Annotated in this window: 20 protein-coding genes; 9 read left to right on the top strand and 11 right to left on the bottom strand. The window is 66.3% G+C overall.

Annotated features, from left to right (window positions below):
- Positions 1–30: 30 nt before the first annotated feature.
- On the bottom strand, positions 31–1,314 hold the full coding sequence (locus tag HAV18_RS10115; RefSeq protein WP_166955207.1) for a cystathionine gamma-synthase family protein: 1,284 nt from the start codon (positions 1,312–1,314) through the stop codon (positions 31–33).
- A 140-nt stretch (positions 1,315–1,454) separates the two neighbouring features.
- Positions 1,455–2,351, bottom strand: coding sequence for a LysR family transcriptional regulator (locus HAV18_RS10110; protein ID WP_166955205.1), 897 nt, complete (start codon positions 2,349–2,351; stop codon positions 1,455–1,457).
- A gap of 138 nt (positions 2,352–2,489) precedes the next feature.
- Here HAV18_RS10110 and tam point away from each other — a divergent pair, with 138 nt between their 5' ends.
- Positions 2,490–3,275 (top strand): trans-aconitate 2-methyltransferase, encoded by a 786-nt coding sequence (tam, locus tag HAV18_RS10105; protein WP_166955203.1) that lies wholly within the window; start codon positions 2,490–2,492, stop codon positions 3,273–3,275.
- 29 nt (positions 3,276–3,304) lie between these two features.
- Here the strand turns inward: tam and HAV18_RS10100 are convergent, their stop codons facing one another.
- Positions 3,305–3,895, bottom strand: a complete 591-nt coding sequence (locus tag HAV18_RS10100; RefSeq protein ID WP_166955201.1) for an N-acetyltransferase — start codon at positions 3,893–3,895, stop codon at positions 3,305–3,307.
- Between the two features lie 748 nt (positions 3,896–4,643).
- Here HAV18_RS10100 and HAV18_RS10095 point away from each other — a divergent pair.
- On the top strand, positions 4,644–5,807 hold the full coding sequence (locus HAV18_RS10095) for a porin (RefSeq protein ID WP_166955199.1): 1,164 nt from the start codon (positions 4,644–4,646) through the stop codon (positions 5,805–5,807).
- Between the two features lie 221 nt (positions 5,808–6,028).
- On the top strand, positions 6,029–6,688 hold the full coding sequence (locus HAV18_RS10090) for a M24 family metallopeptidase (RefSeq protein ID WP_166955197.1): 660 nt from the start codon (positions 6,029–6,031) through the stop codon (positions 6,686–6,688).
- Between the two features lie 111 nt (positions 6,689–6,799).
- Here the strand turns inward: HAV18_RS10090 and HAV18_RS10085 are convergent, their stop codons facing one another.
- From HAV18_RS10085 to HAV18_RS10070, 4 genes are all read right to left on the bottom strand, one after another.
- Positions 6,800–9,250, bottom strand: a complete 2,451-nt coding sequence (locus HAV18_RS10085; protein WP_166956731.1) for a phosphocholine-specific phospholipase C — start codon at positions 9,248–9,250, stop codon at positions 6,800–6,802.
- A 44-nt stretch (positions 9,251–9,294) separates the two neighbouring features.
- The gene (locus HAV18_RS39835; RefSeq protein WP_243771593.1) at positions 9,295–9,432 is read right to left on the bottom strand and encodes a hypothetical protein; all 138 of its coding nucleotides are present in this window, start codon (positions 9,430–9,432) and stop codon (positions 9,295–9,297) included.
- A gap of 168 nt (positions 9,433–9,600) precedes the next feature.
- Positions 9,601–10,281 (bottom strand): HAD family phosphatase, encoded by a 681-nt coding sequence (locus HAV18_RS10075; RefSeq protein WP_166955193.1) that lies wholly within the window; start codon positions 10,279–10,281, stop codon positions 9,601–9,603.
- Positions 10,282–10,304: 23 nt separating this feature from the next.
- The gene (locus HAV18_RS10070; RefSeq protein ID WP_166955191.1) at positions 10,305–11,249 is read right to left on the bottom strand and encodes a choline ABC transporter substrate-binding protein; all 945 of its coding nucleotides are present in this window, start codon (positions 11,247–11,249) and stop codon (positions 10,305–10,307) included.
- A 268-nt stretch (positions 11,250–11,517) separates the two neighbouring features.
- Between HAV18_RS10070 and HAV18_RS10065 the strand changes: the two genes are divergently transcribed.
- The 4 genes from HAV18_RS10065 to HAV18_RS10050 all read left to right on the top strand — a co-directional run bounded on the left by HAV18_RS10065 (position 11,518) and on the right by HAV18_RS10050 (position 14,094).
- A complete protein-coding gene (locus tag HAV18_RS10065; protein ID WP_166955189.1) occupies positions 11,518–12,198 on the top strand; it encodes an MgtC/SapB family protein in 681 nt (226 codons plus the stop codon).
- A 43-nt stretch (positions 12,199–12,241) separates the two neighbouring features.
- Entirely contained in the window at positions 12,242–13,009 is a 768-nt protein-coding gene (locus HAV18_RS10060; protein ID WP_166955187.1) for a DeoR/GlpR family DNA-binding transcription regulator, read from the top strand.
- Positions 13,010–13,149: 140 nt separating this feature from the next.
- Complete coding sequence (locus HAV18_RS10055) at positions 13,150–13,650, top strand: molybdopterin-dependent oxidoreductase (RefSeq protein ID WP_166955185.1); 501 nt, start codon at positions 13,150–13,152, stop codon at positions 13,648–13,650.
- A 78-nt stretch (positions 13,651–13,728) separates the two neighbouring features.
- Positions 13,729–14,094: a winged helix-turn-helix domain-containing protein gene (locus HAV18_RS10050; RefSeq protein ID WP_230950191.1), complete on the top strand. Its 366-nt coding sequence runs from the start codon at positions 13,729–13,731 to the stop codon at positions 14,092–14,094.
- A gap of 108 nt (positions 14,095–14,202) precedes the next feature.
- On the opposite strand, the gene HAV18_RS10045 is transcribed toward HAV18_RS10050, so the two are convergent.
- Both HAV18_RS10045 and HAV18_RS10040 read right to left on the bottom strand, forming a co-directional pair.
- Complete coding sequence (locus HAV18_RS10045; protein WP_166955183.1) at positions 14,203–15,549, bottom strand: DUF2325 domain-containing protein; 1,347 nt, start codon at positions 15,547–15,549, stop codon at positions 14,203–14,205.
- Positions 15,550–15,669: 120 nt separating this feature from the next.
- Positions 15,670–16,239, bottom strand: coding sequence for a hypothetical protein (locus HAV18_RS10040; RefSeq protein ID WP_166955181.1), 570 nt, complete (start codon positions 16,237–16,239; stop codon positions 15,670–15,672).
- 75 nt (positions 16,240–16,314) lie between these two features.
- On the opposite strand from HAV18_RS10040, the gene HAV18_RS39625 reads away from it, so the two are divergent.
- On the top strand, positions 16,315–16,719 hold the full coding sequence (locus tag HAV18_RS39625; protein WP_208101898.1) for a hypothetical protein: 405 nt from the start codon (positions 16,315–16,317) through the stop codon (positions 16,717–16,719).
- Here the strand turns inward: HAV18_RS39625 and motB are convergent.
- Entirely contained in the window at positions 16,703–17,659 is a 957-nt protein-coding gene (gene motB, locus HAV18_RS10030) for a flagellar motor protein MotB (RefSeq protein ID WP_166955179.1), read from the bottom strand. The genes HAV18_RS39625 and motB overlap by 17 nt on opposite strands.
- Positions 17,660–17,669: 10 nt before the next feature.
- Positions 17,670–18,539 (bottom strand): flagellar motor stator protein MotA, encoded by an 870-nt coding sequence (gene motA / locus HAV18_RS10025; protein ID WP_166955177.1) that lies wholly within the window; start codon positions 18,537–18,539, stop codon positions 17,670–17,672.
- A 473-nt stretch (positions 18,540–19,012) separates the two neighbouring features.
- On the opposite strand from motA, the gene HAV18_RS10020 reads away from it, so the two are divergent.
- Entirely contained in the window at positions 19,013–19,939 is a 927-nt protein-coding gene (locus HAV18_RS10020; protein ID WP_208101897.1) for a patatin-like phospholipase family protein, read from the top strand.
- Positions 19,940–19,941: the final 2 nt, after the last annotated feature.

The following is a 19,941-nucleotide window of genomic DNA, read 5'->3' as shown; positions in this document are numbered from 1 at the left end:
GCGAACGGCACGGGGCGCACGCCCCCCGCGTCAGCAATGCTCCAGCGCGTACGACAGGTCGGCGATCAGGTCGTCCGGATGTTCGAGCCCGACCGACACGCGAATCAACCCTTCCGACACACCGGCCGCCGCGCGCGCATCGGCCGGCACGCCCGAATGCGTCGTCGACGCCGGATGGCAGATCAGCGACTCCGTGCCGCCGAGACTGACCGCGGACTTGAAGAGCGTCAGGTGGTTGATGAACCTGAACGCCTGCTCGCGGCCGCCGTCGAGGATGAACGCGAACGTCGAGCCGGGCCCGCTGCACTGGCGCTGGTAGACGGCCTGGTAGACGGGATCGTCGATGAGTTCGGGGTGCAGCACGCGCACCGGCCGATGCGGATTGCCGGCGAGCCAGCGGGCGACGTCGCTGCCGCTGCGCGCGGCCTGCTGCATGCGCAGCACGAGCGTTTCCATCGAGCGCGTGATCATCCACGACGAATGCGGGTCGAGCTGCGAGCCGAGCGAGCTGCGGATCGAGCGGATCTTCGTGATCAGGTCGCGGGCGCCCGTGACGCCGCCGGCGACGAGGTCGCTATGTCCGCCGATGTATTTCGTCAGCGAGTACACGCTCAGGTCGATGCCTTGCCGCGACGGTTTCTGATACAGCGGCCCGAGCAGCGTGTTGTCGCAGACCGACAGCGGGCGATAGCCGTGGCGTGCCTCGAACGCATCGATCTCGCTGCGCAGCCCGTCGAGGTCGAACAGCGCGTTGGTCGGGTTGGCGGGCGTCTCGATGTAGCACATCCGCACGTTGCCCTTTTGCGCGGCCGCTTCGAGCGCGGCGCGGATCGCAACGGTGGACAGCCCGTCGGCGATGGCTTCGGAGCGAATGCCCCACTCGGGCAGGAACTTCGAGATCAGCGTTTCGGTGCCGCCATACAGCGGCACGGACTGGACGACGCAGTCGCCCGGCCGCAGGAACGTCAGCAAGATCGCCGCGATCGCGGACATGCCGCTCGACGTCACGACGGCGGCTTCGGAATCGTCGAGCAGCGCGAGGCGATCCTCGACGATCTCCAGGTTCGGGTGATTGAAACGGCTGTAGACGAGGCCCGCGCCTTCGCCTTCGGGCGCAGGCTTGCGTCCGGCCACGACGTCGAAGAATTCGGCGCCGTCCTCGGCCGTGCGGAACGCGAACGTCGACGTGAGGAACACGGGCGGCTTCACCGATCCTTCCGACAGGAACGGATCGTAGCCGTACGACATCATCTGGGTTTCGGGATGGAGTTCCCGGTCTGCAATCTTGCGCTTGTGGTAGGTGCGATAGGCCATGCAGTGCTCCGTGCTGGGGTGGTGAGGAACAGCCGTTGCAGCGGTGGCGTGACGGGTGCGGCGCCGGGTAGGCACCGGCCGTCGCGACCGCGTGTGGCGATACTACCGGAAGGCACGGCTTTCGTGACACGCTACTGACACTATCGGGCAAGTGTCGCCTGTTCGACGATCATGTCGTACAGCGCACGGGCGGCCGGCGACAGTTGCGCGTTCCTGCGCGTGACGAGCACGAGCGTGCGCGACACCGCCGGCTCGACGAGCTCGATCGTGCGGATCATCGGATACGCGTTCTTCTGGATCGCGAGCTTCGGCACCACGGCCGCGCCGAGCCCCTCCGCGACGAGCCCGAGCGCCGTCGAGCTGCGCTGCACTTCGTAGAACGAATGCAGCGACACGCCGCTCGTTTTCAGCGCGCCGTCGAGCAGCCCGCGATTGCCGCTCACTTCGCCGGCGAAGATCAGCGGATGCGGCTGCAGTGCGGCCCAGCGAATGCGCCGCCGCTTCGCAAGCGGATGATCGTCGCGGCACACCAGCACGTACGGATCGCTCGTCAGCGGGACGTTGACCAGTTCGGGATGCTGGTCGCCGGCGATGCCGATGCCGAACTCGGCCTCGCGATGCAGCACGGCCTGCAGCACCGACGCCGACGCGTGATCGAGGATCTTCACGCGATCATGCGGCCGGTGCGCGGAGAATGCGCGCAGGATGCGGGGCAGGTATTGCACGCCGACCGTCGGCACGCACGCGATCGTGACGTCGCCGCGCTGGCTCAGGCCGGTCTCGCGAATTTCGGTGAGCGCGTCGGACAGCTCGTTCAGCAGCCGGCGCGCTTGCGGCAGGAAGCGCCGGCCGATTTCGGTGAGTGTGGTGCGGCGCGTGGTGCGCTCGACGAGCGCGACGCCGAGAAAGGTTTCGAGCTTGCGCAGCCGCTGCGTGATGGCCGTCTGCGTGACGTGCAGCGTATCGGCTGCCTGCCGGAAGCTGCCGCCGTCGGCGATCGCGACGAAAGCCTGGACACCGAGCGTATCGATCTTCATCAGATTTTTGAATCAATCACGATATTAAATTCATTTTACTGAACTTCGTGACGATCGCAGAATGCTTCGCATCGACGGCCCCCCGCATCGTGCACGCAGGCAGCTGCACGGCCGTCCACGCCGACCAGGAGGAACGACATGACGACCCCACTCGATCGATACGCCGCCCAGTACGTGCAATTCGAGGACGAACGCACGCGCCCGATCCGCGATCTGCTGGCCGCGGTGCCGAACACGCCGATCCATACCGCGATCGACATCGGCTGCGGGCCCGGCAATTCCACGGAGGCGCTGATCGCGCGTGCGCCGGACGCAACGGTCCACGGGATCGATGCATCGGCGGACATGATCGACGCCGCGCGCAAGCGCCTGCCGGACCAGCGTTTCGATGTCGTGGATATTTCCACATGGGCCGATCCCGGCGGCTACGACCTGATCCTCGCGAACGCGGTGCTGCAATGGGTGCCCGCGCACGCCACGCTGTTTCCGGCGCTCGTCGGCAGGCTCGCGCCGGGCGGCCATCTGGCGGTGCAGATGCCCGACAACCTCGACGAACCCGCGCATCGGCTGATGCGCGAGGTCGCCGCGGCCGGGCCGTGGGCGGACAAGCTGAAAGGCGCGGCACGCACCGAGCGGTTCGATGCGCGTTATTACCACGCGCTGCTGTCGCCGCTGTGCTCGCGCGTGGACGTGTGGCGCACGACCTACTACCACCCGCTGCGCGGCGGTGCCGACGCGGTCGTCGAATGGTTCAAGGGTAGCGCGCTGCGGCCGTTCCTCGCGGCGCTCGACGACGGCGAACGCGCGGCGTTTCTCGCGCGGTATCGCGATGCGATCGCGGGCCCGGGCGGTTATCCGGCGCTTGCCGACGGCACCGTGCTGCTGCCGTTCCCGCGTCTGTTCATCGTGGCGACGCGGGCCTGACGCGGCAAAGACGCGCGCTCGGCGGTGCGTCAGCGCACCGGCCGCATCGATGCCGGGTCGACCGTGCGGATCCGCGCGGTCTGCCCGTCGCGCAGGTCCTTGTACCAGAACAGCGCGACTTCACCGGCGTTCTCGTCGTCCGCGTACAGCAGGCGATCGTGCCCGCCCAGCACGAAGCCCGAGCGGGCATAGGTGCTGCACGCGGCGACATTGTTCGACTGCGTTTCAAGCCGCATGAAGCCGAACCCGTGGCTGCGCGCCCAGGATTCGGCGGCCGCCAGCAGCAACTGCCCGATGCCTTGCCGCCGGCTGTGGCGATCGACGGCCAGCTCCGCGATCTCGGCCATCCCGTTCCAGCTCTGCCCGATCGCCACGAACCCGGCGAGCCGGCTGCCGGCCGTCGCGCGAAAGAGCGCGGTCTTGCCGGTCGCCTCGTCTGCCCAGCCGGCCGGATCGAAGCCGTAATTCTTGCGGCGCGCCGGCAGCGCGCGCAGATCGAGCAAGTCCTGATACGGCGCGTTCAATTCCCACGCGATGTCGAACGAGAAGTCGCATCGATCCAGTTCGTCGGCGGGAAGCCCGCTCGTCTGTTCGATGCTGATGTGTTCGGCTCGGTCCATGTGTCGGTGTCCTGTCTTCTGCGGGATGGCGTGGTGTGGTCCGTGATGCGATCGGCGGCGTCGTGAGGTGCGCCGCATCGCGTTTGTGCTTGCTTCGATTTTTTGCCCCGGCACAATCCAGCGCGCGCGAGACCGGCACAGACTGGCTCCTTCCGTAACGGCGGAACGCGGGCAAGCCGTGAACCGGACGGCGACGCAAACGTGTGCGGGATTCGCACGCCGGCTACGACGCCTGTTCAACCGCCCGATTATGCTGGATTTCGGCGATGGCCCGTCGCCGGCATCGGTGCGATGCCGGCCGTCGTACGTCGCGACTTCGATCCAGTCGACCGTCGTCCGCATGTGGATGAAAGACGACAGGAACCCGAATAAATGTTTACCGTTTCGTGACAACTCGATATATTTCGAAAAATATATCGAAGGTCGTGGCGTCGTCAGGCGCCACGTCGCCACCCGCTCCACGAAAGCCGGAAGAGATTCTGACCTGCATCGCCGGAGCAACGCGTCGTCGCGGCATGCGCAATCGGTGCGCACGCTTGCCGGCGCTGCAACACGAGCGGCCGCCCCGCGGCATGCCGCTTCAGCAAGCCCACACAGGCATCGAAACGGAACATCGTGCACGCGCATGAGGCAGGCGTGCGTGCGGCGATCCTGTGGCTTGCGCTCGTTCATCAGTCGGTTCGTCGTCAACACGCCGCGCGTCACGCTGCGACACAGGCGCGCGCGTCAACAACAAAAGGAAGGGAACATGAAAAAGACCATCGTGGCCGCGGCCGCACTCGGGATGTTCGGCACCGCCGCGCACGCGCAAAGCAGCGTCACGCTCTACGGGCTGATCGATGCGGGTATCACGTATTCGAACAAGGTCGCGACGTCGGGCGGGCACGGCAAGCTCGTCAAGTACGGTGACGGCGTTGCTTCGGGCAGCCGCTGGGGCATTCGCGGGACCGAGGATCTCGGCGGCGGGCTGAAGGCGCTGTTCGTGCTGGAAAACGGCTTCAGCAGCGGTGACGGCTCGATCGGCCAGGGCGGTGCGCTGTTCGGCCGGCAGGCGTTCGTCGGGCTGTCGAAGAACGGGATCGGCTCGCTGACGTTCGGCCGCCAGTACTCGTTCTCGACCGACTACATCGGCGCGAACTACACGATGGGCAGCCAGACGCCGGCCGGCAACTACGCGTATCACATCAACGATCTCGACCAGCTGACGTCGAGCCGCATCAACAACGCCGTGAAGTTCCAGAGCGCGAACTTTGCGGGCCTCACGTTCGGCGCGATGTACGGCTTCTCGAACTCGACGCAGTTCGCAGGTACGCCGACCACGACCGGCGCGAACGGCTCGCAGGGTTCGTCGAGCGCGTACAGCTTCGGCGCGAACTATGCGCAGGGGCCGTTCGGCATCGGTGCCGCGTACACGAACATCCGCTTCCCGAACGGCGCGACGCCCGCGTTCGGCGTGAGCATCGCGAACATCAACACGCAGGGGCTGCGCGATCTCGAGACGGTCGGCGTCGGCGCGCGCTATGCGATCTCGGCGGCCCTCGTGTGGGCGAACTGGACGCATACGAAGTTCGTGCCGCTGTCGGGCGAATCGTCGAAGCTGAACAACTACGAAATCGGCGGCCGCTACGCGTTCACGCCGGCCCTGAGCGGTGGGCTCGGCTATACGTTCTCGAAGCTCGACGGCCGCTTCGACGGCAAATGGCACCAGGTCAACGCCGCGGTCGACTATGCGCTGTCGAAGCGCACGGACGTCTATGTGAGCGCGGCTTACCAGAAGGCGTCGGGCAGCAACACGATGGGCGGCCGCGCGGTGCCGGTACAGGCAGAGATCGGCTCGTCGGGGTCGTTCATCGGCAACGCGGGCGCGAACACGCAGCTCGTCACGCGGATCGGCCTGCGTCACAAGTTCTGATCGACGAAGGAAGGCGGGCGTTGTCGAAGCCGGCAGCACCCGTCGCGACGTCCGGAACCTGAGCCGGCGCGACAACGGGCACTCCATCGGAGTGCCCGTTTTGCTGTGGGCGACACGATGACCCGGCAACGCGTCGGCCCGGAAAGCGATATATTCGATCATGCATATCGAAGCGACGGTCGATCGTGTCGCCCCACATTCACCCTCACGGGAGCCCCATCTTGAACTCGACGCAACGCGAAGCCGTCGGCGAAGCCTTTTCGCTCGACGCGATGCAGCACGCAAGAACCATGACATGGCAGGCCGTCGACGCGATCGCCGACGGCATCCGGCCCGGCATGCGGGAATCGGAGGCCAACGCGCTGGGGCTGAGCGTGCTGCAGGCGCTCGGGATGGACCGGATCTGGCATCCGGTGCTGGTCCGCTTCGGGGAAAACACGCTGCGCACGTTCAAGGAGCGCTCGGTGGCAGACCCGGTGCTCGCCGACGACGACATCTTCTTCATCGACCTGGGCGCGGTGTGGTCGAAGCATGAGGGCGACGCGGGTGCGACGTTCGTGTGCGGCGACGATCCGGACATGCATGCGTGTGCGCACGCGGCGCGCGTGATCTACGACGAAGTCGAGCATCACTGGCGCACCACCGGCTGCGCGGGCATCGCGCTGTACGAATTCGCCGCGCAACGCGCCGACGCGCACGGCTTCCGGCTGAACGTCGACATCAAGGGGCACCGCGTCAGCGATTTTCCGCATGCGATCTACAAGGCCGGCAATCTCGGCGACTTCGATGCCGCGCCGGCGGCCGGGCTGTGGATCCTCGAAATCCAGATCGCGCATCCGACACGGCCGTTCGGCGCGTTCTACGAGGATCTGCTCGTGTAGCGTCTGTCGCGCGTGTAGCGCGGCTGGAAATGCATTCGGGCGCAACGTGGCACGTCGCGCCCGAATGCGTGCCGGCCCCATACAGGCGGCCGGCGCGGTCTGGCCCTGCCGTCAGATGTTGATCGTGACGGGGCCCGCGAGCGGCGTGTAGCCGTCGTCGAACAGATACCACGCGTCGTACTGCCCCGACGCCAGCGTGCTGTTGGCCGTGGACGAGAACAGCAGCGAGCCGGTGCTCTTCGGCAGGTACGCCCACGACTTGTAGCTGCCCTTGGTCGGCTGCGCGCCATGCGCAAAGATGCCCACCCAGTTCTTCGGGCTGTGGCTCCACGGCGGCGCGACGTAGTCGAACCGCAGCGTGCCGAACGTCGAGCCCTGCGAAGCGAGCGACGCGACGAACTTCTTGCCGGTATTGCCGATCGCCGAATCCGTGAGCAGGAGGCCGGATTGCGTCTGCACGCAGCCGGCCACCCGGCGCAGGAAGTTCGGATCGTTCGCATCGCGGATGCTGGCGTCGTACCAGCCGCCGTCGCCGTACCACGTGACGGCTTGCGTCGCGCCGGCGGCGACGGTGACCGACTGCCGCGTGTTCATTCCGTATGCGTTGTCGGTGAGCTGGAACGTCGTCGCGCCGGCGCCGGCGGAGTTGTCGAGCGTGATCTGCACGTTGCCGTTGGCCACGTCGTAGCACAGGCTGATTTCGGCGGTCGATCCCCTGTTGCCGGACGAACCGACGCTGCCGCGGAACGTCTGCAGGAAGCCGTTCGGGCCGTAGACGGAATAGTCGTAGCTGCCGCCGGCATTCAGCGCGAGCGAATCCGACAGGTTCGCGCACGGGCTCGCGCCGGCCGCGATCGTGTAATGCCGGGGGATCGTGCCCGTGCCGTCGACCCACGCCTGCAGGTGTACGCCGGCGGTGCCGGTGTTGGTCATCGTCAGCGACAGCGCGTTGCCGGCGCGGTTGACCTTGCCTTGCACGAAGAACTCGTAGGGCAGGCGGCAGGCGGTGCTGCGGCCGGCCGTCTGCGCCGGCACCGCGGTGGTGGTCGGGTAGGGGATCAGGACGGCCGGGCCGTTCGGGTTCATGTTGCTCGCCGGCGGCTGGATCGCGGGAACGGTCTGGTCGGCGTTCGAGAAATCGAAGGCCGACGTCAGGTCGCCGCAGACCGCGCGCCGCCACGGCGAGATATTGGTTTCCTGAAACCCGAAGCGCGCCTCCAGGAAGCGGACCACCGACGTGTGATCGAACACCTGCGAATTCACCTTGCCGCCCTTCGACCACGGCGAGATCACGAACATCGGCACGCGCGGCCCGAGCCCGATCGGCACGTCGCCGCTGGCCGAACCATCCGATGCGCTGCCGCTGCTGGCGACGAATTCCGCGGCCGTCGAGACGGTCGACTGGCCGGTGCCGGCCGCGGAGCTGGCCGGGACGGCGGGCGGGACGTGATCGAACAGGCCGTCGTTCTCGTCGTACATCACGAGCAGGACGGTGCTCGCCCAGACCTTCGGATTCGAGGTCAGCGCATTCAGCACGTTGCTCACGTACCATTCGCCGCCGCTCGCGGCCCACGACGGATGCTCGCAGTACGCGTAAGGCGCGGCAATCCACGACACTTGCGGCAAGGTGTCGTTCGCGACGTCGGCCTGCAGCTGGCTGAACAGGTTCGTGTCGTATTCCTTGCCGCCGCCGCTCGGGTCGATCTGCGTGCCGTTGATCGCGGGCGCCAGCGGATCGTTGGCGCCGAGGTTCTGGTACTGCTTGAAGTTGAGAACGATGTTGTCGCCGTAGTTCCCGTTCCACCAGAGCGTGCTGCCGGCGCTGTTGGAATTGCCGTACGCGTGGCCGGCATCCAGGCCGTTGCCTTTGTCCTGGTAGAACTTCCACGTGACGCCGGCCGCGTTCAGCCGTTCCGGCAAGGTCGTCCAGCCGGTGCCGGTCATCGTGTTGTCCGTGTACGGCGAATAGCCCGGCACGTTGCCGCAGCACCCGGTCCACAGATACAGCCGGTTCGGGTCGGTCGGGCCGAGCATCGAGCAGTGGTAGTCGTCGCACACCGTGAAGGCGCTCGCCAGTGCGTAGTAGAACGGGATGTCTTTCTGCGTGAAGTAGTACATCGTGCCGCTGGTCTTCGCGTCGGCCCAGTTGTCGTAGCGGCCGTTGTTCCAGGCGCTGTGCGTGCCGGTCCAGCTGTGGTCCAGGTCGCCGTAGTAGGTGTCGCCGTTCGCCATGCCGGAGGGCGGGGACGGGTTGAACGGAAACACGTAGGACAACAGCCAGGGCTGGCGCCACACCGGATACCCGCTCGAAATCACCACCGGCCGCGGATCGCCGAAGCCGCGGGCGCCGCCGAGCGTGCCGAGGTAGTGGTCGAACGAGCGGTTTTCCTGCATCAGGATCACGACGTGCTTCACGTCCTGGATCGTGCCGGTCACGGTGGCCGCCGGAATGGCCTGGGCGCGCGCGATGCTTTCGGGCAGCATGCCCGTGATCGCGGTCGCACCGGCGAGCTTCAATGCATCGGCGAGGAACTGGCGTCGTGTTGTGGGTTTGTTTTGAATGATCGCTCTCTGTCGTGGATGGCTGGCCCTGGGGCCTGAGTCGGTCAGTGGCACGCGCTCGCGCAGTGCAGGACGGGCGTGGACGCCGAACCCGGTGCGGCCGCGCGCGCGGCCGCCACGTTGGCCGCGGTGCCCGAGTCGCCATCGCCGCAAGCGGCCAGCGTGCACATCAGTGCGATCATGAAAACGCCGCGCCAGTGCGGAAAACGGCTTTCCGGCGGGCGCGACCTGACGACATGCTTTCTATCCGATTCGAATCGGATTCCTGAACGATCGAGATTGTTGCTGCGTGCTCCGTATTTCATTACCCCTCCAGACATGAAAATGGACAGCAGAGAATATCGCCCGAATCAGAACAACTTCATGACAGGCCACCCGCGCGTGCCTGCCACTTGCAACAGCTTCGAGTCGGGATTGGTTGCGACCGGATGTGTGACGTAGTCCAGCAGCGGCACGTCGTTGATCGAATCGCTGTAGAAGTAGGTGCGTTCGAAATCGACCGGAGCGTAGCCGAGCGACTCCAGCCATGCGGTCGTGCGCACGATCTTCCCTTCGCGGAAGCTCGGCACGCCGGTGCTGCGCCCGGTAAACGCGCCGCCCGGCGTGCCGTCGTCGGTATCGAGTTCGATACCGAGCAGGTGCTCTATGCCGAATTCGGCCGCGATCGGCCGCGTGACGAACACGTTGGTCGCCGTCACGATGCAGCAGAGATCGCCGTTTTCGCGATGCCGGTCGACCAGTTCGCGCGCTTGCGGCGTAATCGCCGGACGGATCACTTCGTCCATGAACCGCGCATGCCAGCGTTCGAGCACCTCGCGCGGATAGCGGGTGAGCGGTGCGAGCGTCACCGCGAGATACGCGTTCATGTCGAGCGTGCCGGCCGCGTAATGACCGTAGTGCTCGTCGATCAGCGCGGCGTGCGCGTCGTCCTCGCGCCAGCCGACCCGCGAGATGAAGCGGGCCCAGGCCTGGTCGCTGTCGAGCGGCAGCAGCGTGTGGTCGAGATCGAACAGCGCGAGATTCTTGTACATGCGGGGTTCCTTGTCTTGCGGGCTTACGCGCCGATCAGCTTCTCGATCGCGTCTTTCGCGTTCTTTCCATCGATGGTCGTCACGCCGTCGAGCCACTTCGACAGCTCGCCGGGATGCTTCTTCGCCCATTCCCTGGCAACCGCGACCGGGTCCGCGTGATTCATGATCGGCACCATCAGCTGGTTCTCTTCGTCAGTCGTGAACTTCAGGTTGGTCAGCAGCCGGCCGACGTTCGGGCAGCGTTCGAGATAGCCGGGCGTGACGAGCGTGTAGACCTTCGCCGAGCCGTAGTTCGGGCCGAACACGGTGTCGCCGCCGTCGAGATAGGCGATCTTGTAGTTGATGTTCATCGGATGCGGCTCCCACGCCAGGAACACGATCATCCGGTGCTCCTGCACGGCGCGCGTCACCTGTACGAGCATCCCGGCCTCGCTCGATTCGACCAGCTTGAAGCCGCCGAGCCCGAACTCGTTCCTGTCGATCATCCGCTGGATCAGCGCGTTGCCGTTGTTGCCGGCGCCGATCCCGTAGATCTTGCCGTCGAGCTGGTCGCGGAATCTGGCGATATCGGCGAAGCTCTTGAGCCCCTTGTCCGACACGTATTGCGGCACGGCCAGCGTGTAGCGCGCGCCGACCAGGTTGGGCTGCGGTAATTGATGCACGGCGCCGGCGTCCACGAACGGCTTCACCGTCGGCGTCATGCTCGGATCCCAGTAGCCGAGGAACGCGTCGATCTGCGCCTTCTTCACGCCGGCCAGCACGATCGGCGGCGACGCGATCGTCTTGGTCGCCTCGTAGCCGAGCCCGTCGAGCAGCATCATCGCGACGCCGGTGGTGGCCGCGATGTCGCTCCAGCCGACATCGCCGAGCGTCACCTTTTTACAGACGTCGCCTTCCGATGCGTGAGCGGGGGCCGTCGCCAGCGCCGCCAGCAGCGTTGCTGCCAGCATCCATGCCTTCTTCATCATGTGGGTCTCCTAAGCAAGTGTTCCGGATCGTGTTGCCTGAATGGTCTGACGATTGATCGTGCTGATCGGATGAAACAAACGAACTTGGGTCTGGCTTTGTAGTTTTTCGTACCGTATATTAGAACGCACAAAATCGCAAGATCGCACAAAAATACAACTCGCCGGAAGCCGGATGCGGTTTCCGGCGGATGAAGGCAGGAAGAATCGGGTGGTGGCCCGTGCGGGCCGCGCTTCATCAGGTGGACCAGGCATAGCAAGGAGACCTCGAATGATCAGTCAGCTGGAAATCGTGTCCCGCCTGTTGCTGGCGGCATTGCTCGGCAGCATCGTGGGCATCGAGCGCGAACGCCTGTCGTGGGCGGCGGGATTGCGCACCCACATGCTGGTGGCCGTGGGCGCCGCGCTTGTGATGGTCGTGTCGGCGTTCGGCTTCGCGGATATCCAGAACGCGAAGAACGTGTCGCTGGACCCGTCGCGCGTCGCCGCGCAGGTGGTGTCGGGCATCGGCTTCCTCGGCGCCGGTTCGATCATGCTGCGCGGCGAGATCATCCGCGGCCTGACGACCGCGGCGAGCCTGTGGGTCGTGGCGGCGGTCGGGTTGGCGGTGGGCGGCGGCATGTACGTGGCCGCGATTGCCGCGACGGCGATCGTGCTCGCGATCCTGGCCGGCCTGAAGCCGATCGAGAAGCGTTTCTTCGCCGCACGGCAGCGCTGGGGCGTGCGCATCCTCGCGAGCCGCGGCGCTGTGAAGCTGACGTCGCTGCAGGCGATGCCCGGCATCGACCAGGCGCGCATCGTCCAGTTCATCATCGAACAGGACGATGCCGCGCCGGACGACGACCGCATCCACGTGGTGTTTTCAAAGATGACGAGCAGCGAGGTCCAGGCGGTGCGTCAATCCCTGCAGACCCTCGTCGGCGTCAAAAAGATGGAGGAGAGCGCTGCGTAGTTCGTCGTTCGAATAATATTGACGTTCACTCCGAGGACATTCCATGTGGCAAGAAGAGCGATACCAGAGGATCCGGCTTCTGTTATCGAAGATGCAGCGCGTTTCCACCGACCGGATCATGGCCGACCTGAACGTGTCGCGGGAAACCGTGCGTCGCGATCTCGTCGATCTCGAAGCGCTCGGTGAACTGAAGCGCGTGCACGGGGGCGCGGTGCAGGTGGGCGACGAAGCGCCGATCGCCGAGCGCGCGCAGACCCACGTGAAGGCGAAGCTGGCGATCGCCCGGGCGGCGGCCAGGCTGGTCACGGGCTCGCAGACGCTGTTCATCGACGCGGGCACGACCACGACACTGCTGGCCGAAGAACTGGCGAAGCTGTCGGGCCTCACGATCGTCACGAACTCGATCGACGTCGCGCTGAAGATGCGGTCGGGCGATCCGGGGCAGGCGAGGAACGAGACGATCCTGCTCGGCGGGATGATCGGCAGCCGCGCGGCCGCGACCGTCGGCGACGGCACGGTCGCCGAAATCTTCCGCTATCGCGCCGACCTCGCGCTGCTGTCGCCGGTGGGCGTCGATGCCGTCCGCGGCGCGACCAACTACGACCGGATGGAAACCGAAGTGGCGCGCGCGATGGTGAGCAACGCGGCGGACGTCGCGATCCTGGCCGATTTCAGCAAGCTCGGCACGAACAGCCGGATCAGCTTCTGCGAGCCGGCGCGGATCGGCGCACTGGTGACGGACGCCAAGGCGGAATCGGTCGACAGCTTCAAGAGCCTGAAGAAAGCCATCAAGAACATCGTGCTGGCGTAGCGCCGGGCGGCGGGGGCACGATCGGCCGCCGTTATGCCGCCCATGCGGCGCGCATTCTGCCGGCCAGGCTTTTCCCGGCGTAATATATCCGCCGATACAGCGCAGGCACGCCCACCGGCGGGCCGTCATGGAGGCGGGCGATGGAGATGGCAGGGACGGCGGCGCCTTCGGCGCAACAGGAGCATCAGGCGGCGGCAGGCTCGATCGCGCTGACGGGCGCATTCGTGCGGCCGATGACGGTGACGCTCGATGATCTGCGCCGGCATGCGAGCGCGACGGCCGAGCCGTTCGACCTGCGCTGCTTCACGACGAACCGCTTCATCCGCTCGGTCGCGCCGTATCGCGGCGCGCGGCTGAAGGACCTGCTCGACGCGGCCGGGCTGCGCAACGACGCACCGGGCGACTTCAAGCGCATGGTGTTCATCGCACATGCGCACGACGGCTACGCGGTCACGTTTTCCTGGCATGAACTGTTCAATACGCCCATCGGCGAACACGTGATCGTCGCGTTCGAATGCGGCGACGCGCCGCTGTCGATCGACGACGGCGCGCCGCTGTTGTTCTCCGGCGCCGACCTCCTGCCCGCGCCGCGCCACGTGAAGCGGCTGGCCGGCATCGTCGCGCGCGTGCTCGAGGTTTGAACGGGCGCGCAGGCGGCCGGCATGCGTCGGACCGGCCATCGTGTATGCTTGCCCGCATCGTTCAAAGGGCAGGACAACATGAAGACACCGGCACACCCCAAGCCTGAGGTGCGGTTCAGGATGCGGATCCAGCAGGCCGACACGATCGCGCTCGGCCCGGGCAAGGTCGCGCTGCTCGAAGCCGTGCGCGAGCACGGTTCGATTTCGGCGGCGGCGCGCAGCCTGAAGATGTCGTACCGGCGTGCGTGGTTGCTGATGGACGAACTGAACCGCTCGCTGAAATCGCCGGCGACGGTGTCCGAGCATGGCGGGCAGAGCGGCGGCGGCAGCGTGCTCACGCCGGTCGGCGAGGAGATCATCCGTCTCTATCGCGGGATCGAGGCGCGTGCCTACGCGGCGTGCGCCGACGAAATCGCCGCGCTGACGAAAATGGTGCGGCGCTGAAAGGGGGGCTGCGCGAACGCTTGCCCGTGGCCTGCTCTTGCTGACGACGGGCTTGCACTGGCCTGCTGAAGGGCCGTGCGTAAAGAACGCGTCGAAGCGAATTGGGCCCTAGCCGTGCCGCAGGCAGAAGCGCGGCGTGCCGCCCGCGGCGGCATCCGGCGCCATGACATCGCGTGCCTGCGCATCGAGCCGCCCGATCAGTTCGACGAAGCTGGCGACGCTGGCAGTCCGCAGCGGGTAGTACGCGATGTGGTGGCGTTCGCAGATGCGCTTGAGCAGGTTCATCGAATCGTGGTCGATACAGTCGACCGGGAACACGACCATGTGCGCGCCCGGTAGCGCAGCGGCCAGCAGGCCCTTGCGATCCTCGATGCCGCCGTCGTGCAGCGTCACGTCACCGCCCGCCGCTTCGACGATCCGCCTGATCGCGCGGTTCGAGCCCGGGCGCCCGCCGACGTACACCAGACGCATGCCCTGAAGGATCGACAGCGGATCGGCCGCGTGTTCGGCAGGATCGTCCGCCGACGCCTGCACCGCCTGTTCGATCGCGCTCGCTTCGGCGCGCAGCGTCTTCACCATCGCCATCAGGTCGTCGAGCCGCGCGCGCATCGCGCGGGCGCTCGCCTGTTCCGCGGCGATCCGCTGCTCGGCCGCCTCGCGGCGGCTCGTGTGCAGTGCGAGTCGTTCGTCGCGCACGGCCAGCGCTTCGCGCAGTTCGTGGACTTCGTCGCGCAAGACGCTTTCAGCCGCCAGCGGCTGCGCGTTCTGGCGCGCGGCGAGGGCATCCCGTTCCTGCAGCGCCGCGTCGCGCTGCGCGCTCATTTCTTGCAGGCGCGCCTGCTGCCGGTCGATCTTCGCGTGCAGCGCCGCATTCTCCTCTTCCAGCGCGACCAGCCGACGGATATCGGCGCGATTGGCCGCGCCGACCAGGTGCGACAGCATGTGCAGGTCGCCGAACGCAGCCTGGCGCACGACCATCGTCGTGCGCGGATGCGTCATCAGCGCCCAGTAGGCCGGCGGGATGTCGCCGCTCTTCAGCGCTTCCTTCCAGCGCGCGAGGAGGTCATCCGCGTCCTGTGCGCTGTCGAATGCGCGGATCGCGCCGGCGTAACGCTCGTCGAGCGCCTTGTGCAATGCCTTGGCGCCGGCCGTGCCGTCGATCGCGAGCTCGACGGCAGCGTGATGGATGTCGAGGTCGGTTGCGTGCTGGCGGTCGAGGTCGGTGAATTTCGGCACGAGCCTGCGTAGTTCGTGCGTGGTCAGGCAGGTGCCGATGATCGAGCAGTGCAGGTTCGCATCGAGCTCGGACAGGCGCGTGCGGCGCTTCAGCTCGGTCAGTTGCGCGCGCGACGGCGCGCAGCATGCGTCGACCCGCGTGCCGGTTGCCGCAGGCAGATTACCGCCGGGCGACGAGAGATCCGCCGTGCGGGCAAGGCGAAAGGGCGGAGCGTGCATGTTGACCTCTGTCCGGCGTGGTCGAGCCGGGGACGGATGCGCGAAAGATTCGCGAAATATACCACGGAATATAACGCGAGAAATTCCGGGGAAATCAGGGAGTAACGCGGCGTGGCGCGGTCAGCAGAGCGCGGTCGAGCGGTCGGTGCGCGGTAGTGCGGCCGATGCCGATGCGGACGCGGATGCGGACGCCGGCGCCGCGGGCGAAACGGGGAGCGATGCCGGTGCGTGCCGCTCCATCACGTACTCGACGCACAGCCCGACGAACAGCACGTCGACGCGCTCCAGCGCGGCGACCGCGTCGCGCATCGCGGCCGGGTCGTTGCTGAACGAATCGGAGAACACGTCGTCACGTGTGCGTTCGAGTCGGCGCGCGTGGCCGATCGCCCGTTCAAGTTCGGGCAGGCGCGTGAAGCGGGCGGTGCGTGCGTCGTCTTCGAGCGTTGACAGCAATTCGCGAAAGCCCATTGCGGACAGCGCATCGTCCGGCGCGGCTTCAGCGTGCGTGGCCGAGAACATCCGGATGAAGCGTACGACGCTGCCGCGCAGGCGCCGGAACGCGTCGACGACATCCGTGACCTGCTGCGCGCGCGCGTCGCTCGACAGCGGCCTGAGCGCGCTGATCTTGCGCGCGAGCGGCTGTTCCCGTGCGACGCGCTGCGAGGCGCGATCCGTCGGCGTACGGGGCATGGTGAATCTCCGGAAGTGCAGGTATCGATATATTCTACGGAATATATCGAGTGCGCAGAAAAAACGGCACCGTGCGTGAGACATGGTGCCGTTAGCGGCCTGAACAACGGCCTGAACAACGGCTCGAACAACGGCTCGAACAACGGCTCGAACAACGGCTCGAACAACGGCTCGAACAACGGCTCGAACAACGGCTCGAACAACAGCTCGAACAACAGCTCGAACAACAGCTCGAACAACCGCCCAAACAACCACGCAAACAACCACCTGAACAACCACCCGAACAACCACCCGAACAACCACCCGAACAACCGCCTAAATAACCGCACGAGTCAGTCGATGTCGCGCCCGCCCGTCCCGAACGCGACCGTGAAGCTGAGGAAAACGCTGTCGCGCACGAGCATGCGCGCGGCGGCCGGGCACATCGCACACACCCCGCCCACGTTCGCGAATGCGCTCGCGCCTAATGCTGCCGTGTGAGCGTCGCCGGCAGCACGGCGGCCCGGGTGCCGGCCGATTCGTCCACGGGCGTCCTGCCGCCGTCCCGAAAGAACGCCTGCTCGGCGGCATTGTTCATCACGAGGATGCTGATGCGGCGATTGGTCGGCTCGTCCGCGACGTTCCTGTCGAGCGGCAGGACATCCGCGAGCCCGCGCACCTGGAGCAGCTTTTCTTCCCGCAATCCGCCCGCGACCAGCGCGCGCCGCGCGGCGTTCGCGCGATCGCTGGAGAGCTCCCAGTTCGAATAACCCGTGCGGCCGTCGGGATACGGCGTCGAATCGGTATGGCCTGCAATCGACACGCGGTTTTCGACATCGTCGAGTGCCGTACCGATCTGGCTGAGGATGGCGGTGGCATAGCCTTCGGGTTGCGAACTGCCCGACGCGAACATCGGGCGCTTGAGCGAATCGACGATCTCGATGCGCAAGCCCTCGTGGGTGATCGCGATCCGGATCTGGTCCTGGTACGCGCGCAATGACGGGCTTTGTGCAATCGCCGCGCTCAGCTTCGCCTTCAGGCGTTCGAGCTTTTGCGTATCGACGATGTCGGCAAGTGCCGCGGGCGAGCTGGCCGGCACCGGTTGCGCTTTCGCGTCGATGGCCGGCGCCGGGTTCGACAGGTCGCGGCCGCCGCCTTGCACGACGCTCGGACGCGGCGCCTGCGCATCTTTCCCGCCGGACAGCAGCGTCGACAGCGGCGTGTTGAAGTAATCCTCGATCCCCTGCTTGTCGTACTTGGACACCGAGCCGAGCAGCCACATCAGCAGGAAGAACGCCATCATCGCCGTGACGAAATCGGCGTAGGCGATTTTCCATGCGCCGCCGTGGTGGGCATCGTGGTCCTCGCCTTTCTTGCGGCGCACGACGACGCGCGATGCCGATGCGGACTGTTTCGACGAGTTGGAGCGGCTGTCGGCCATGGCGCCTCCGTTATGCTGGCTTGGGCGACTTCGTCGCGCGGACGGCCTCGTCGAGCTCCTTGAAGCTCGGGCGATCGGCCGTGAACAGCACCTTGCGGCCGAATTCCACCGCCACCGCCGGCGCGTAGCCGCTCATCGACGCGAGCAGCACGGCCTTCACGCACTGGAACGGCTTGGCCGCGGCGCGGCCCTTCGCATTGAGCAGATCCGCGAGCGGCCCGACGAAGCCATACGCGAGCAGGATGCCGAGGAACGTGCCGACGAGCGCGCCGGCGATCATCTTGCCGAGCACGGCGGGCGGCGCGCCGACCGAGCCCATCGTATGCACGACACCCATCACCGCCGCGACGATGCCGAACGCCGGCAGGCCGTCCGCCATCTTCTGGATCGCGTTGGCCGCGACCGATGCCTCTGCATGGTGCGTATGCAGTTCTTCATCCATCAGGTCCTGCATTTCCAGCACGTTTACGTTGCCGCCCGACATCATCCGCAGATAATCGACGATGAAGTCGAGCAGGTGATGATCCTCGAGCACATGCGAATACTTCTGGAACAGCGGGCTTTGCTCGGGCGCATCGACATCGGCCTCGAGCGCCATCATGCCGTCCTTGCGCGCCTTCTGCAGCAGCTCGTACAGCAGTGCGATCAGTTCTACGTATTGCTGTTTCGTATAGCCGCCGCCCTTGAAACAGGTCGGCAGGCTCTTGATCGTCTTCTTCAGCGTCGTGACCGGATTGCTGACGACGAAGGCGCCCAGCGCGGCACCGAAAATGCACAGGAGTTCGAATGGTTGCAGCAAGGCCGGCAAATGGCCGCCCACGCCGACAAAGCTGCCGATCACCGACCCGATCACGACGATCCACCCGATGGCTACAAACATGATTACCTCTTGCGCGGCTTGCGCTGCTGCATCTGTTGTCGAAAGGCGAGCGGGACGTCCGGCCATACCGCTCCATGCCCGCGACGGCGCCGGATCGTTGTATGTGGGGTGCGATCCGGGCAGCCGTCCCGATGCGTCGCGACGCGATGCCAGTCGGTGGGTGTTGATGCAATAACGGCGATCGCCCGGACGACTGAACCCGTGATTCCACGTATCACGCAGGATTCACGCCCGGCACACGTTTGCGTGTGCCGATGTACACGATTTTCTTGATCGAAGTCAAAAAGTGCGCGGCCTTCGCGTTGATTTCCGTAGGGATGCGACCCGGAAACGAGGCGACGCATGACGTAACCTTCCCCATGAAAGCTTCATCGCGGGATTCAGGGGACCGCGGCGCGCATCGTCGCCGAACGGCCGGAGCAGCGTGCCGGCAGGGTTTTCATCAGGACATACGGGGCGCCGCACGATCCATCATGGAGAAAGCACTGTCGCAGCCAACCGCAGGAGGGTGCACCGTGACGTCCGATTCCACTCCCTCGACCGCCTTCGTGTTCGCCGGCGGCGGCAGTCTTGGCGCGATCGAGGTCGGCATGCTCCGCGAGCTGGTCGCGAGCGGCGAACGGCCGGATTGCGTCGTCGGCGCATCGGCCGGCGCGATCAATGCCGCCTATTTCGCCGGCCGGCCGGATGCGGACGGCGTCGCGATGCTCGCCGCGCTGTGGTGCAGGATCCGCCGCCAGGACGTGATGCCGTTCTCGATGCGCAGCATCGTCGCGATGCTGCTGCGCAACCGGCCGCATCTGGTCGAAGCCGACGCGCTGCGCCTGCTGCTGGAAAGGAACCTGCCGTACCAGCGGATCGAGCAGGCCGCGTTGCCGCTCCACATCGTCGCGACCGACGTGCTGAGCGGCCGGGAAGTCGTGCTGTCCGCCGGCCCGGTGGTGGATGCCGTGCAGGCCAGCGCGGCGATTCCCGGCGTGTTTCCGTCGGTCAGCATCGGCGGTGTGGAGCTGGTCGACGGCGGCGTCGCGAACAATACGCCGATTTCCGTGGCGATTGCGCTCGGCGTCAAGCGGATCGTCGTGCTGCCGGCCGGGTTTGCCTGTGCGTTGCGCGTACCGCCGCGCAGCGCGATCGCGCATGCGACGCATGCATTGACGCTCGTGATCGCGCGGCAGCTGGTGCGCGATCTGGAGCTGTACGCGGCACGCGCGCAAATCCATGTCGTGCCGCCGCTTTGCCCGCTCGACGTGTCGTCATACGATTATTCGCAGTGCGCGCAACTGATCGACAAGGCCGCGGAACGTACGCGCGCGTGGATCGACGCGGGCGGGCTCGCGCAGTGCGCGATTCCTGGCCCGCTGCGCGAGCACGATCACGCCGCGGCGCTGTCGCATTGAGG

Source organism: Burkholderia sp. D-99, assembly GCF_011605345.1.
Lineage (GTDB): Bacteria > Pseudomonadota > Gammaproteobacteria > Burkholderiales > Burkholderiaceae > Burkholderia.
The sequence above is the reverse complement of the archived record's forward strand: the minus strand, read 5'-3'. Positions and strand labels throughout refer to the sequence as shown.